The organism is Streptomyces sp. SudanB5_2050 (assembly GCF_964272335.1).
Lineage (GTDB): Bacteria > Actinomycetota > Actinomycetes > Streptomycetales > Streptomycetaceae > Streptomyces > Streptomyces rochei.
In genome coordinates, this window is the sequence record NZ_OZ186760.1 from 2,768,574 (window position 1) to 2,782,882 (window position 14,309).

11 protein-coding genes and 1 pseudogene are annotated in these 14,309 nt (G+C 69.6%); 1 reads left to right on the forward strand and 11 read right to left on the reverse strand.

Translation table 11 applies throughout. The features are described from left to right. Positions 1-50: 50 nt before the first annotated feature. From mreD to ACFZP7_RS12365, 7 genes and pseudogenes are all read right to left on the reverse strand, one after another. Positions 51-722, reverse strand: a complete 672-nt coding sequence (gene mreD, locus ACFZP7_RS12335; RefSeq protein ID WP_019325387.1) for a rod shape-determining protein MreD — start codon at positions 720-722, stop codon at positions 51-53. Positions 723-735: 13 nt separating this feature from the next. Further along, a pseudogene (gene mreC / locus ACFZP7_RS12340) lies at positions 736-1,760 on the reverse strand (rod shape-determining protein MreC). Positions 1,761-1,926: 166 nt separating this feature from the next. Beyond that, entirely contained in the window at positions 1,927-2,946 is a 1,020-nt protein-coding gene (locus tag ACFZP7_RS12345; RefSeq protein WP_019325389.1) for a rod shape-determining protein, read from the reverse strand. Positions 2,947-3,284: 338 nt separating this feature from the next. Then, on the reverse strand, positions 3,285-3,698 hold the full coding sequence (gene ndk / locus ACFZP7_RS12350; protein WP_019325390.1) for a nucleoside-diphosphate kinase: 414 nt from the start codon (positions 3,696-3,698) through the stop codon (positions 3,285-3,287). 116 nt (positions 3,699-3,814) lie between these two features. Continuing rightward, positions 3,815-4,171 carry a DUF4233 domain-containing protein gene (locus ACFZP7_RS12355; RefSeq protein WP_029393241.1) on the reverse strand — a complete coding sequence of 119 codons (357 nt, stop codon included), beginning with the start codon at positions 4,169-4,171 and terminating at the stop codon, positions 3,815-3,817. Between the two features lie 8 nt (positions 4,172-4,179). Next, positions 4,180-5,703, reverse strand: coding sequence for a folylpolyglutamate synthase/dihydrofolate synthase family protein (locus ACFZP7_RS12360; RefSeq protein WP_031014489.1), 1,524 nt, complete (start codon positions 5,701-5,703; stop codon positions 4,180-4,182). Positions 5,704-5,878: 175 nt separating this feature from the next. After that, the gene (locus tag ACFZP7_RS12365) at positions 5,879-8,503 is read right to left on the reverse strand and encodes a valine--tRNA ligase (RefSeq protein ID WP_030972618.1); all 2,625 of its coding nucleotides are present in this window, start codon (positions 8,501-8,503) and stop codon (positions 5,879-5,881) included. 138 nt (positions 8,504-8,641) lie between these two features. Between ACFZP7_RS12365 and ACFZP7_RS12370 the strand changes: the two genes are divergently transcribed. Further along, entirely contained in the window at positions 8,642-9,610 is a 969-nt protein-coding gene (locus ACFZP7_RS12370; RefSeq protein WP_385634412.1) for a hypothetical protein, read from the forward strand. 66 nt (positions 9,611-9,676) lie between these two features. Here the strand turns inward: ACFZP7_RS12370 and clpX are convergent, their stop codons facing one another. From clpX to tig, 4 genes are all read right to left on the reverse strand, one after another. Further along, complete coding sequence (gene clpX / locus ACFZP7_RS12375) at positions 9,677-10,963, reverse strand: ATP-dependent Clp protease ATP-binding subunit ClpX (protein WP_019325395.1); 1,287 nt, start codon at positions 10,961-10,963, stop codon at positions 9,677-9,679. A gap of 191 nt (positions 10,964-11,154) precedes the next feature. Further along, positions 11,155-11,835, reverse strand: a complete 681-nt coding sequence (locus tag ACFZP7_RS12380; RefSeq protein WP_019325396.1) for an ATP-dependent Clp protease proteolytic subunit — start codon at positions 11,833-11,835, stop codon at positions 11,155-11,157. 83 nt (positions 11,836-11,918) lie between these two features. After that, positions 11,919-12,524, reverse strand: a complete 606-nt coding sequence (locus tag ACFZP7_RS12385) for an ATP-dependent Clp protease proteolytic subunit (RefSeq protein WP_029393242.1) — start codon at positions 12,522-12,524, stop codon at positions 11,919-11,921. Positions 12,525-12,809: 285 nt separating this feature from the next. Continuing rightward, a complete protein-coding gene (gene tig, locus ACFZP7_RS12390; RefSeq protein WP_385634413.1) occupies positions 12,810-14,216 on the reverse strand; it encodes a trigger factor in 1,407 nt (468 codons plus the stop codon). Between the last annotated feature and the right edge of the window lie 93 nt (positions 14,217-14,309).

Consider the following 14,309-nt stretch of genomic DNA (forward strand, 5'->3'; position numbering starts at 1 on the left):
CGGCTGCCTCCCCCTCGGGACGTGTGTGCTCCTGGTGTGCTGCCGCGTGGTCACAGCCGCTTGACCCCCTTGATGCGTCCGGCCCGGGCCACTCGGGCCCGCGCCGCCTTCACCCGCAGCCCGTTGCGCTGGCTGCCGATGCGCAGTCCGGTGCCGCCGGAGAGCCAGCCGGAGGAGATGTCGGGCTTCTGGCCGGCCGCGTTGGCCTCGGCCAGCGGGTCGTTCTCGGCGCGTCTGGCCAGCGCCATGACGCCGGGTACGACGAAGGGCGCGAGCAGCAGGTCGTAGAGGGCGGCCGTGAACAGCAGGCCGGGCAGCCCGACGTGGCGGGCGGCGGTGTCGCCGACGAGGGCGCCGACGCCGGCGTAGAGCAGGGTGGTGCCGAGGGCGGCGACGACCACGACGGCCATCGGGCCGGTGGCCGACCTGAGCCGGCCGTTCTCCGGTTTGGCGAGGCCGGCGAGGTAGCCGATGACGCAGAGCACCAGGGCGTAGCGGCCGGCGGCGTGGTCCGCGGGCGGCGCGAGGTCGGCGAGGAGTCCGGCGCCGAAGCCGACCAGGGCGCCGCCGACGTGCCCGTAGACCAGGGCGAGACCGAGGACGGTGAGCAGCAGCAGGTCGGGGACGGCTCCGGGCAGGTGGAGGCGGGCGAGGACGGTCACCTGGATGACGAGGGCGACGACGACGAGGGAGGCGGAGAGCAGGATCCGGTTGACGCGCATGGGGTGAAAGCTCCTACTGCTCGTTCTGCTCGGACTGCTGGTTCTGCCCGGTCCCGCCGTCCTGCGACTGACCGTCCTGGGCCTGGCCGTCCTGCGACTGACCGTCCTGGACCTGGCCGTCGGGATCGGCCCCGGGGGTCACGGTCACCGTGACGGTCGGCGTGGGCTTCGGCTGCTTCTTCTCCGGGAGCACCGTGTCGCGCGGGTCCTTCTGCGGGGCCTGGACGACGACGCCGACGATGTCGAGCTTGGAGAAGCTGACGAACGGCGTGACGTCGAGGGTGCGCGTCAGGTCGCCGCCGGAGGGGTCGACGCGGGAGACGGTGCCGACGGGCACGCCGGGCACGAACGGCTTGTCGGCCTGGGACCCGAAGGTGACCAGCCGGTCGCCCTTCTCGACCTGGGCCTTGCCGTTGAGCAGTTCGACGCGCAGGGGGCGGCCGCCCTGACCGGAGGCGAAGCCGAGTTCGTCGCTGCCCTCCATCCGGGTGCCGACGGTGAAGTCGGGGTCGTTGGCGAGGAGCACCGTGGCGGTGTTCGGCCCGACGGTGGTGACGCGGCCGACGAGGCCGTCGCCGTTGAGGACCGTCATGTCGCGCGCGATGCCGTCGTCGGCGCCGACGTCGATGGTGATGGTCCAGGAGAAGCCCTGCGCGGCCCCTATGGCGATGACCTGGGCGCCCTTGATGCCGTACTGGCCGGCGCCGGCCAGCCCGAGCATCTTGTCGAACTGCTTCAGGCGGCTGCGGCCGCGCTCGTCGCTGCCGAGCTTCGCCTTCAGGGCCGCGTTCTCCGTCTCCAGTGCGGCGAGCCGGTCGTGGCGGTCGCCGGACTCGCGGACGGCGGAGATCGCGTTGCCGATCGGGTCGACCGCGGACGACACCCCGTTCTCGATCGGACCGAAGACACCGGCCGCGGCCTGCCGGGCACCGTCGACCGGTGAGTCCTCCCCCCGCCGCGGATGTCCACCGTGATCAGCGCGAACGCGATGGCGATCAGCAGCACCAGGAGCAGCCGGCTCTCTTTCGTGTCCCTCACGTGCGGCGGCCGTGCCTTCCTCGTCGAATTCGACAATTACGTGGCGGTGTTCAGGAATTCAGGAGATTCCGTACGCGCGGTGCGAAACACACGGTACGAAGCCTCTATATCAACGATCCGCCGCACGAGAGGAGATCGTCTCGTACGGCGGAACCGAAGTGTTACGTCATCTGCGGGGCTGGGCGTCCAGCACCTGCTGGAGCGCCTCGAACTCCTCGACGCACTTGCCGGAGCCGAGCGCCACGCTGTCGAGCGGGTCCTCGGCGATGTGGATCGGCATCCCGGTCTCCCGGCGCAGCCGCTCGTCCAGCCCGCGCAGCAGCGCGCCGCCGCCGGTCAGGACGATGCCGCGGTCCATGATGTCGCCGGACAGCTCCGGCGGACACTTGTCGAGGGTCGTCTTGACGGCGTCGACGATCGCGTTGACCGGCTCCTCGATCGCCTTGCGCACTTCGGCGGCGGAGATGACGACGGTCTTGGGCAGCCCGGAGACGAGGTCCCGGCCGCGGATTTCGGTGTGCTCGTCAGCGTCGAGGTCGTACGCCGAACCGATCGTGATCTTGATCTGCTCGGCCGTGCGCTCACCCAGGAGGAGGCTGTACTCCTTCTTCACGTGCTGGATGATGGCGTTGTCCAGCTCGTCACCCGCGACGCGGATGGACTGGGCGGTGACGATGCCGCCGAGCGAGATGACCGCGACCTCCGTGGTGCCGCCGCCGATGTCCACCACCATGTTGCCCGTGGCCTCGTGGACCGGCAGGCCGGAGCCGATGGCCGCGGCCATGGGCTCCTCGATGATGTGCACCTGACGGGCGCCGGCCTGGGACGACGCCTCGATGACGGCGCGGCGCTCGACGCCGGTGATGCCCGAGGGCACACAGACGACGACCCGCGGACGAGCCAGATACCGCCGCTTGTGGATCTTCAGGATGAAGTAGCGGAGCATCCGCTCGGTGATCTCGAAGTCGGCGATGACGCCGTCCTTCAGCGGGCGCACGGCAACGATGTTGCCGGGGGTGCGCCCGATCATCTTCTTCGCTTCGGCGCCGACCGCGAGGATGCCACCGGTATTGGTGTTGATCGCGACGACGGACGGCTCGTTGAGTACGATCCCGCGACCCCTGACGTACACCAGCGTGTTGGCGGTCCCGAGGTCGACAGCCATGTCACGGCCGATGAACGACATTGAGTTCCCCATCAGGATTCGACTGGCCTTCCCAGGAGCTTTTGAGGGCTTTTCAGGTTGGCGAAGTGGGTGCAGTGACGCGTGGAGGCTTCCATCGTAGACGCGCTTTCGCGAACACTGCGCGAGGGTCTTCGCCATTGTCAGCAGATGGCGCGGCGCCTCGCTTGTGGAGACGGTCCAACGGAGGCATCCGTTCCCCCGAACAGGCGTGCATATGCCACAGGGCGGTCGCTTTCGCGCGACCGCCCCGGTACGCCGCGGGCCGTTCGGCTGACGCGGCGTCAGAAAAAAGTTGTCGTCCGGCGTGTCCGGCGGCCGTCGCCGGGAGCCGGTCCGGCTCAGGCCAGGCCCGGGAAGAAGATCTTCAGCTCGCGCTCGGCGGACTCCTCGGAGTCGGAGGCGTGGATCAGGTTCTCCCGGACGATGACACCGTAGTCCCCGCGGATGGAGCCGGGGGCGGCGGCGATCGGGTCGGTCGGGCCGGCCAGCGCGCGCACGCCCTCGATGACCCGCTCGCCCTCGACGACCATCGCGACGACCGGGCCGGACGACATGAACTCGACCAGCGGCTCGTAGAAGGGCTTGCCCTTGTGCTCGCCGTAGTGCTGCTCCAGCGTCTCGGTGTCGAGCGTGCGCAGTTCCAGCGCGGTGATCTGCCAGCCGGCCTTGCGCTCGATACGGCTGATGATCTCGCCGGTCAGGCCGCGACGGACGGCGTCGGGCTTGAGGAGGACGAGGCTGCGCTGGGTCACTACGGGCTCCCTATGAGGTATGCGGTGGTACGAAGTGATGACTGAGGTTACCGGGCGTGTCGCGCCGGCCGTCACGCAGCGTCAGGCGACGGCCGGGCGGCGCACGTGACCGGGTCTCAGGCGGCGTCGGGCGCGGCGCCCTCGGCCTGGGCGGCGAACCTGGCCTTCGCCTCGTCGATCTTCCGCCCGTAGTGCACGGAGGCCCACCACAGCGCGGCGAAGACCGCGCCCAGGAAGAACATGGTCGGCACCACGAAGCCGGAGGCGATCAGCGCGATCTGCAGGGCCCAACCGAAGGCGACGCCGCCCGGCCGGGTCACCGCGCCGCACAGCGCGACGCACAGGAACATCGCGATGCCGCTGACCGTCCACACCGTCCCCATGGACAGGTCGGGGTCCTTCATGGCGACCAGCCCGGCGAAGCCGATGACGAAGAACTCGCCGATCAAGGTCGAAGCACAGAGCGTACGCACGGAAATCCTCAGCCCTTCCCCAGCAGCAGCCGGGCCTCACCCACGGTGATGACGGAACCGGTGACGAGCACGCCGCCGCCCGCGAACTCGCCCTCCTCCTCGGCCAGCGTGATCGCGGCCTCCAGCGCGTCCGGCAGCCGCGGCTCCACCTGGACGCGGTCCTCGCCGAACACCTCCACGGCGACGGCCGCCAGCTCGTCGGCGTCCATCGCGCGGTGGCTGGAGTTCTGCGTGACGACGACCTCGGCGAAGACCGGCTCGAACGCCTCCAGCAGCCCCCGCACGTTCTTGTCGCCGCTCGCGCCGACCACACCGATGAGCCGGCTGAACTGGAACGCCTCCCCCACCGCCTCGGCGGTCACCCGGGCGCCGGCCGGATTGTGCGCGGCGTCCAGCACCACGGTCGGCGAGCGCCGCACGACCTCCATCCGTCCCGGCGAGGAGACGGCGGCGAAGGCCTTGCGCACGGTGTCGATGTCCAGCGGCTCGGGGCGCTGCGCCCCGACGCCGAAGAACGCCTCGACGGCGGCGAGCGCCACGGCCGCGTTGTGCGCCTGGTGGGCACCGTGCAGCGGCAGGTACACCTCGTCGTACTCGCCGCCCAGCCCGCGCAGGGTCACCAGCTGCCCGCCGACGGCGACCTGCCGGGCGACGACCCCGAACTCCAGCCCCTCGCGCGCGACGGTGGCGTTGACGTCCACGGCCTTCTTCAGCAGCACCTGCGCCGCGTCCACCGGCTGCTGGGCCAGGATCACGGTGGCGTCCTGCTTGACGATGCCGGCCTTCTCGGTCGCGATCTCGCCGGGCGTGGAGCCGAGCCGGTCGGTGTGGTCCAGGTCGATGGGGGTGACGACGGCGACGTCCCCGTCGATGACGTTGGTGGCGTCCCAGGAGCCGCCCATCCCGACCTCGACGACGGCCACGTCGACGGGCGCGTCGGCGAAGGCGGCGTACGCCATGCCGGTCAGCACCTCGAAGAAGGACAGCCGGTACTCCTGCTGCGCGTCGACCATCTCGACGTACGGCTTGACGTCCTGGTAGGTCTCGATGAAGCGCTCGGCGGAGATGGCGGCGCCGTCCAGGCTGATCCGCTCGGTGATCGACTGCACGTGCGGCGAGGTGTACCGCCCGGTGCGCAGCTCGAAGGCGCCGAGCAGGGCCTCGATCATGCGGGCGGTGGAGGTCTTGCCGTTGGTCCCGGTGATGTGGATGGACGGGTACGAGCGCTGGGGCTCCCCCAGCACGTCCATGAGCGCGGCGATGCGGGCGACGGACGGCTCCAGCTTGGTCTCGCCCCAGCGGGTGGCCAGCTCCGCCTCGACCTCGCGCAGCGCCTTGTCCACCTCGGGGTCCTCGGGGCGCCCGGGGATGTCGGCCTGCGGCGGACCGCCCTGCGTGCGCAGGGTGCGGCTGCCGGCCTCGATGACGGCGAGGTCGGGGTCGCGGGTGGTCTCCGCGTCGATGATCTCGTCGAAGGAGTCGAGGGCGTCGGAGGGGTCGGGCTGGTCGTTCTCGCCGGAGATGTCGCTCACGGGGACCAGTCTACGGAGAGTCCTCGACGGTCGGGGCGGGGAGTGGGGTGGCCGAGGCCCCGTGGCGTGTGCGGCCCCGTCGTGGCCGGTCGCGCGGTCCCCGCGCCCACCGAGGGACGCGAAGGCTCCCGGTGCCCACCAGAGCACCGGGAGCCTTCGACCGCGTCTCGGAGGGCTACGCCTGCGGCAGCTTCTCCAGCTGCGCCTGGATGCGGGCGATGTCCTCGTCCGCCTTGGCGAGGCGGCCCCGGATCTTGTCCACGACGTGGTCCGGCGCCTTGGCGAGGAACGCCTCGTTGCCGAGCTTGGCGTTGGCCTGCGCCTTCTCCTTCTCCGCGGCCGCGAGGTCCTTCGCCAGCCGCTTGCGCTCCGCGGCGAAGTCGATGACCCCGGAGAGGTCGAGGGCGACCTCGACCCCCGCCACCGGCAGCGTCGCCGTCGCCGTGAAGGAGTCACCCTCCGGCTGGAGCCGCAGCAGCTGCCGGACGGCCGCCTCGTGCGCGGCGAGCGCGCTGCCCGCGAGGGTCAGCCGGGCCGGCACCCGCTGCCCGGGCTGGAGCCCCTGGTCGGCGCGGAACCGGCGGACCTCGGTGATCACCGACTGGACGGTCTCGATCTCCCGCTCGGCGTCGGCGTCCCGGAAGCCCGAGTCGGACGGCCACGCGGCGATGACGACCGACTCGCCACCCGTGAGCGTCGTCCACAGCGTCTCGGTGACGAAGGGGACGACCGGGTGCAGCAGCCGCAGCGTGACGTCCAGGACCTCGCCGAGGACGCGCTTGGAGACCTCGGCCGCCTCGCCGCCCGCCTGGAAGGTGGTCTTGGACAGCTCGACGTACCAGTCGAAGACCTCGTCCCAGGCGAAGTGGAACAGGGCGTCGGAGAGCTTCGCGAACTGGTAGTCCTCGTAGTAGGCGTCGACCTCGGCGACCACCGAGTTCAGCCGCGACAGGATCCAGCGGTCCGTCGAGGACATCTTCGACGCGTCCGGCAGCGGACCGTCGACCGTCGCGCCGTTCATCAGCGCGAAGCGCGTCGCGTTCCAGATCTTGTTGGCGAAGTTCCGGGAGCCCTGGACCCAGTCCTCGCCGATCGGGACGTCCACGCCCGGGTTGGCACCGCGCGCCAGGGTGAAGCGGAGCGCGTCGGAGCCGTACTTGTCCATCCAGTCCAGCGGGTTGACCACGTTCCCGAAGGACTTGGACATCTTCTTGCCGTTCTGGTCACGGACCATGCCGTGCAGGGCGATGGTGTGGAAGGGCGGGGTGCCGTCCATCGCGTAGAGGCCGAACATCATCATCCGGGCGACCCAGAAGAAGAGGATGTCGTAGCCGGTGACCAGGACGGAGTTCGGATAGAACTTCGCGAGCGAGTCGGTCCGCTCGGGCCAGCCGAGGGTGGAGAACGGCCACAGGCCCGACGAGAACCAGGTGTCGAGGACGTCGGAGTCCTGGTACCAGCCCTCGCCGCTCGGCGCCTCCTCGTCGGGGCCGACGCAGACGACCTCGCCGTTCGGCCCGTACCAGACCGGGATGCGGTGGCCCCACCACAGCTGGCGCGAGATGCACCAGTCGTGGAGGTTGTCGACCCAGTCGAAGTACCGCTTCTCCATCTCCTGCGGGTGGATCTTGACCTTGCCGTCGCGGACGGCGTCACCGGCCGCCTTGGCCAGCGGGCCGACCTTGACCCACCACTGCATGGACAGGCGCGGCTCGATGGTGGTCTTGCAGCGCGAGCAGTGGCCGACGCTGTGGACGTAGGGCCGCTTCTCGGCGACGATCCGGCCCTCGGCGCGCAGCGCGGCGACGATGGCGGAGCGGGCCTCCAGCCGGTCCAGGCCCTGGAAGGGACCGTGGGCGGTGATGACGGCGTGCTCGTCCATGACCGCGATGGCGGGCAGGTCGTGGCGCTGGCCGATCTCGAAGTCGTTCGGGTCGTGGGCGGGCGTCACCTTGACGGCGCCGGTGCCGAACTCGGGGTCGACGTGCTCGTCGGCGACGACCGGGATGGAGCGGTCGGTCAGCGGCAGCTTGATGAGCTTGCCGACCAGGTGCTTGTACCGCTCGTCCTCGGGGTGGACGGCGACGGCCGTGTCACCGAGCATCGTCTCGGCACGGGTGGTGGCGACGACGATGGTCTCGTCCCCGTCCCCGTACTTCATGGAGACCAGCTCGCCGTCGTCGTCCTGGTACTCGACCTCGATGTCGGAGATGGCCGTCAGGCACCGGGGGCACCAGTTGATGATGCGCTCGGCGCGGTAGATCAGCTCGTCGTCGTAGAGGCGCTTGAAGATGGTCTGGACGGCCTGGGACAGGCCCTCGTCCATGGTGAAGCGCTCACGCGACCAGGCGACACCGTCTCCCAGCCGGCGCATCTGGCCGCTGATCTGCCCGCCGGACTCGCCCTTCCACTGCCAGACGCGCTCGACGAACGCCTCCCGGCCGAGGTCGTGCCGGGACTTGCCCTCCTTGGCCAGCTCCCGCTCGACGACGTTCTGGGTGGCGATGCCGGCGTGGTCCATGCCGGGCTGCCACAGCGTCTCGTAGCCCTGCATCCGCTTGCGGCGGGTCAGGGCGTCGATGAGCGTGTGCTCGAAGGCGTGCCCCAGGTGCAGGCTGCCCGTGACGTTCGGCGGCGGGATGACGACGGTGTACGGCGGCTTCTCGCTGTCCGCGTCCGCCTCGAAGTAGCCCCGTTCTACCCAGCGCTCGTACAGCTTCCCCTCTACCTCGGCCGGCGTGTACTGGGTCGGCAGTTCGGTGGTGGGCGCGGGCTGCGGCTGCTGAGTGTTCTCGGTCACGGGGGTCAGTTTACGGGCGTCACGGCCCTGTCCCGAAACGCCTTTCCTTTGTAACGGTGCGGCCCCCCGGTGACCTGCGCACGCCACGTCTGCGTCAGGATGTCAGCACCACGTAAGCATCTGGAGGGGAACCCAGAAATGAGTCAGAACCAGCCGGGCCCGTACGGCGGGCAGCCCCAGCAGCCCGGACCGTACGGCCAGCCGGGGCCGTACGGCCAGCAGCCGCCGCAGGCCCCCCAGCCCGGCTACGGCTACCCCCAGCAGACGCCTCCCCCGCAGCCGGGCTACGGCTACCCGCAGCAGCCCCAGCAGGGCGGTGTCCCGCCGCAGACTCCGCCCTACGGCCAGCAGGCCCCGTACGGCCAGCAGCCGCCCTACGGCCAGCAGCCCTACGGCATGCCCCAGCCCCCGGCGCCGGGCGGCGGGAAGAAGAAGACGGGCCTGATCATCGGCGCGGTCGCCGTCGTGGCGGCGATCGGCGTGGGGGCGTACTTCGTGTTCGGCGGGGGCGGAAGCGGCGGCGGCTCGGACATCGCCGACGACGGCCCGCACAAGCTGACGACGCCGGCGACGGTGCTCGGTGAGTACAAGAAGGCCGAGAGCGAAAGCGGCACGATGGACGCCAGTGACATGAAGGACGCCGAGCAGTGGGGGGTGAAGGACGTCAAGGACGTGAGCGCCTCGTACGAGGCGAATAACGAGGAGAACCCGCTGGCGAGCAAGCAGCTCATGTTCCTCGGCGTCTACGGCACCATCGAGGACCCGGAGAAAGCCCTCGACGCGATGTTCGCCCACATGAAGAAGAAGAGCCAGGAGGACAGCAGCGACGAGGAGGTGACCTTCGTCGGGGAACCGAAGGAGTACAAGCCCGATTCCCTCGAAGGCGCCGTCCTCAAGTGCCAGGACGCCAAGGTCGACAACTCCGACGGCGGCCCGAACGAGCCGAAGTCGATGACCATGACGTACTGCGCCTGGGGTGACCACAGCACGCTCGGCTTCGCCATGCCGATGACCCTCCTGGACATCGCGGCGGGCAAGAAGACCGACCCGGCGGGGGCGGCCGACATCACCGCCAAGCTCCGTAAGGAGGTCCGCGTCAAGATCTGACGCGGACGCGCGACAACGCGGAAGGGGCCCGGTCGGTCGACCGGGCCCCTTCCGCGTTGCCGTTGCCTACGCCGTCTTCTGCTCCCCCGAGCCCCGTCCCCGCGAGTCACGCGGGATGAGCGTCGGGTTGACGTTGGAGAGGACCACGTCGGCCGTGATGACGACGCGGGCGACGTCCTTGCGGGACGGGACCTCGTACATCACGCCCTGGAGGACCTCCTCCATGATGGCGCGCAGGCCGCGCGCGCCGGTCTGGCGGAGGATGGCCTGGTCGGCGATGGCCTCCAGGGCCTCGCGCTCGAAGTCCAGCTCCACGCCGTCGAGTTCGAAGAGCCGCTCGTACTGCTTGACGAGGGCGTTGCGCGGCTCGACCAGGATCTGGAGGAGCGCCTCGCGGTCGAGGTTGTGGACCGAGGTGATGACCGGGAGACGGCCGATGAACTCGGGGATCATGCCGAACTTGACCAGGTCCTCCGGCATGACCTGCTCGAACTGGTCCTTGGACTCGATCTCCCGCTTGGAGCGGATCTGCGCGCCGAAGCCGATGCCCTTGGCGCCGGCCCGGCCCTCGATGATCTTCTCCAGGCCCGCGAAGGCACCGCCCACGATGAACAGGACGTTCGTCGTGTCGATCTGGATGAACTCCTGGTGCGGGTGCTTGCGTCCGCCCTGGGGCGGGACCGAGGCCGTGGTGCCCTCGAGGATCTTCAGCAGGGCCTGCTGGACGCCCTCGCCCGACACGTCGCGCGTGATGGAGGGGTTTTCACTCTTCCTCGCGACCTTGTCGATCTCGTCGATGTAGATGATCCCGGTCTCGGCCTTCTTGACGTCGTAGTCCGCGGCCTGGATCAGCTTGAGCAGGATGTTCTCGACGTCCTCGCCGACGTACCCCGCCTCGGTGAGCGCCGTGGCGTCGGCGATCGCGAAGGGCACGTTCAGCATGCGGGCGAGGGTCTGGGCGAGGAGGGTCTTGCCGGAGCCCGTGGGGCCCAGCAGGAGGATGTTGGACTTCGCCAACTCGATGGCGTCGTCGCGGCCTTGGGCGCCGCCGTTCTCGCCGGCCTGGACCCGCTTGTAGTGGTTGTACACCGCGACGGACAGGGCCTTCTTGGCGGCCTCCTGGCCGACCACGTAGCCCTCGAGGAACTCGTAGATCTCGCGGGGCTTCGGGAGCTCCTCCCAGCGCACCTCGCTGGTCTCCGCCAGCTCTTCCTCGATGATCTCGTTGCAGAGGTCGATGCACTCGTCGCAGATGTACACACCGGGCCCTGCGATGAGCTTCTTGACCTGCTTCTGGCTCTTCCCGCAGAACGAGCACTTGAGCAGATCGCCGCCGTCACCGATGCGTGCCACGGTGTGCTTCCCCTTCGCCTGGGAGACGCCCGGCCGCCGACGTGACGTCAACGACCGGCGGACTCCTGGTGCTGCCTTATGTCCGACGGTACCTTGCCGGGCCCCCCGTCCGGGCCCCCCTTGGCACGGTTCGCTTTGACGTGAATCGCGTCAAACCGTGCCAAGGAGCGGCAGACGATACAGCCTCCCGCCTAGCGGAGAGAGGAGTTGTCCATCTTCCGGGTGGTGATGATCTGGTCGATCAGGCCGTACGCGAGGGCGTCCTCGGCCGTGAGGATCTTGTCGCGCTCGATGTCCTCGCGGATCTTGTCGACCGGCGTGGTGGAGTGCTTGGCCAGCATCTCCTCCAGCTGCGAGCGCATCCGCAGGATCTCGTTGGCGGCGATCTCCAGGTCGGAGACCTGACCGCGGCCGGTCTCGCTGTACGGCTGGTGGATCAGCACGCGCGCGTTCGGCAGGGCCATGCGCTTGCCCGGCGTACCGGCGGCCAGCAGGACGGCGGCGGCGGAGGCGGCCTGGCCCATGCAGACCGTCTGCACGTCCGGCTTCACGTACTGCATCGTGTCGTAGATCGCCGTGAGCGCCGTGAAGGAGCCGCCGGGGCTGTTGATGTAGACCGAGATGTCCCGGTCGGGGTCCATCGACTCCAGGCACAGGAGCTGCGCCATGACGTCGTTGGCGGAGGCGTCGTCGATCTGGACGCCGAGGAAGATCACGCGCTCCTCGAAGAGCTTCGCGTACGGGTCGTACTCGCGCACGCCCTGCGAGGTGCGCTCGACGAAGCGCGGGATCACGTAGCGGGACTCGGCGGACGGGCCGGTGTACTCGGCGCGCGTGCGGTCGTACAGGCCGCTGCCGGGGAAGTCGTTCACTGTGTCTCCTGGAAAAGGGCTGAGGCGTCGGCTGGGGGCGGGCTGGGGCGCGCTCCTGGGCCCGCTGGGGCCCGCGGGAGGGCTCAGGCTCCGGTGCCGCCGCCGCCCGGCATGCCGGCGGCCGTGGCGATGACGTCGTCGATGAGGCCGTACTCCTTGGCCTCGAAGGCGTCGAACCAGCGGTCGCGGTCCGAGTCGCGGGTGATCTGCTCGACCGTCTGGCCGGTGTGCTGGGCCGTGAGCTCGGCCATGCGCTTCTTGGTGTGCAGCAGCCGCTCGGCGTGGATCTTGATGTCCGAGGCCGAACCGGCCAGGCCGGCGGAGGGCTGGTGGATCAGGATCTCGGCGTTCGGCAGCGCGAAGCGCTTGCCCGGGGTGCCCGCGCTGAGCAGGAACTGCCCCATCGAGGCCGCCAGGCCCATGGCGATCGTCACCACGTCGTTCTTGATGTACTGCATGGTGTCGTAGATCGCCATGCCCGCCGTGATCGAACCGCCGGGGCTGTTGATGTACAGGAAGATGTCCTTGTCCGGGTCGGAGGCAAGGAGCAGCAGCTGTGCGGTGATCTTGTTGGCAATGTCGTCGTCGACCGGCTGGCCGAGGAAGATGATCCGCTCGCCGAGCAGCCGGTTGTAGACCTGGTCGCCGAGGCCACCACCGATGGAGGGCTCGCCGGCGGCGGAGGGCATCAGATTCGTCACGTAATCCACCTGCTCGTCTTACGACGGCGCCGGGCCGTCTCACGTTTCCCTGCGGGGCTGGAGCCGCTTTCGGGGACTCCCCTGCCCTCGTATTCATGGACCCTAACGCGGGGGGCCTGCGGCGCCATCCCGGTTCCGCGGGTGTTCGCCGGGGGCGTAGCGCTCCGCGGGGGGCGCGGCCGCGGGTTTCCGCCTTCGGGCCGTACGACGAACGGGCCCCGGCACTGTCGTCCGGGGCCCGTTTCACATCCGTCGGGGACGGCTCGAGGGTGATCAGCCCTCGGTCTTCTCCTCGGCCTTCTCGTCGGCCTTGTCGTCACCGGACTCGGTGGACTCGGCGGCGGCCTCGGCGGCCTCCGTCTCCTCCTCCTCGTCGTCCAGGTCGACGATCTCGCCGTTGGTGTCCTTGACCGTGGCCTTCTCGACCACGACGGCCAGGGCCTTGCCGCGGGCGACCTCGCCGACGAGGAGCGGGACCTGGCCCTGCTCGACGACGGCCTGGGCGAACTGGTCGGGGGACATGCCGGAGGAGGCGGCACGGCGCATGAGGTGCTCGGTCAGCTCTTCCTGGCTGACGTTGAGCTTCTCCTGCTTGACCAGCTCGTCGAGGACGAACTGGGTCTTGATGCCCTTGACCGCGGCCTCGCGGGTCTCGGTCTCGAACTCCTCGGCGGTCTTGCCCTGGATCTCGAGGTACTTCTCGAGGTCCAGACCCATCTGGCCGAGCTGGTGGTGCTCGAGGTTGTGCTTACGGGTGTTGATCTCGTCCTCGAGGAGCTTCTCGGGGACGGGGACCTCGACCAGCTCGAGCAGCTTGTCCAGGACGCGCTCCTGGGCCTGCGTGGCCTGGTCGTACTGCTTCATGTTGGCGAGGCGCTTGCGGCTGTCGGCGCGCAGCTCCTCCAGCGTGTCGAACTCCGACGCGAGCTGCGCGAAGTCGTCGTCCAGCTCGGGCAGCTCGCGCTTGGCGACCTGGGTGACCTTGACGGTGACCTCGGCCTCCTTGCCGGCCGCCGAGCCGCCCTTGAGCTCGGAGGTGAAGGTGGCCTCGCCACCGGCCTCCAGGCCCTTCACGGCGTCGTCGATGCCGTCCAGCAGCTCGCCGGAGCCGATGGTGTAGGAGACGCCGTCGGCGACGCCGTCCTCGAGGACCTCGCCGTCGACCTTGGCCTGCAGGTCGATGGTGACCACGTCGCCGTCCTCGGCGGCGCGCTCGACCGGGGAGGTGGAGGCGAAGCGCTCGCGCAGCTGCTCGACCGACTTCTCCACGTCCTCGTCGGTGACCTCGACGGCGTCGACCTCGACCTCGATGCCGGAGTAGTCCGGGATCTCGACGGTCGGGCGGACGTCGACCTCGGCGGTGAAGTTCAGCGTCTCGCCGTCCTTCAGCTCGGTGATGTCGACCTCGGGCTGACCCAGCGGGTTCAGCTCGGCCTCGTTGACCGCGTCGGTGTAGAACTTCGGGAGCGCGTCGTTGACGGCCTCTTCCAGAACGGCGCCACGACCGAACCGCTGGTCGATGACCCGGGCCGGGATCTTGCCCTTGCGGAAGCCCTTCACCGTGACCTGCTGGTTGATCTTCTTGTACGCCGCGTCGAGGCTGTCCTTGAGCTCCTCGAAGGGCACCTCGACAGTGAGCCGAACCCGGGTCGGGTTCAGGGTCTCCACGGCGCTCTTCACGGTTCGGTCTCCTTGGTGGCTGACTTCTTGGATTCTGCCGGGGCCAGCGGGGCGCCCGGCGGATTCGCCGCCCGGAGACTTCAGACTCTGAGA

Coding starts and splice junctions, on each gene's coding strand:
- mreD (WP_019325387.1), bottom strand. CDS start 722: ATGCGCGTCAACCGGATCCTGCTCTCCGCCTCCCTCGTCGTCGTCGCC.
- ACFZP7_RS12345 (WP_019325389.1), bottom strand. CDS start 2,946: ATGTCGTTCATCGGCCGTGACATGGCTGTCGACCTCGGGACCGCCAAC.
- ACFZP7_RS12370 (WP_385634412.1), top strand. CDS start 8,642: ATGAGTCAGAACCAGCCGGGCCCGTACGGCGGGCAGCCCCAGCAGCCC.
- ACFZP7_RS12385 (WP_029393242.1), bottom strand. CDS start 12,524: ATGCCCTCCGCCGCCGGCGAGCCCTCCATCGGTGGTGGCCTCGGCGAC.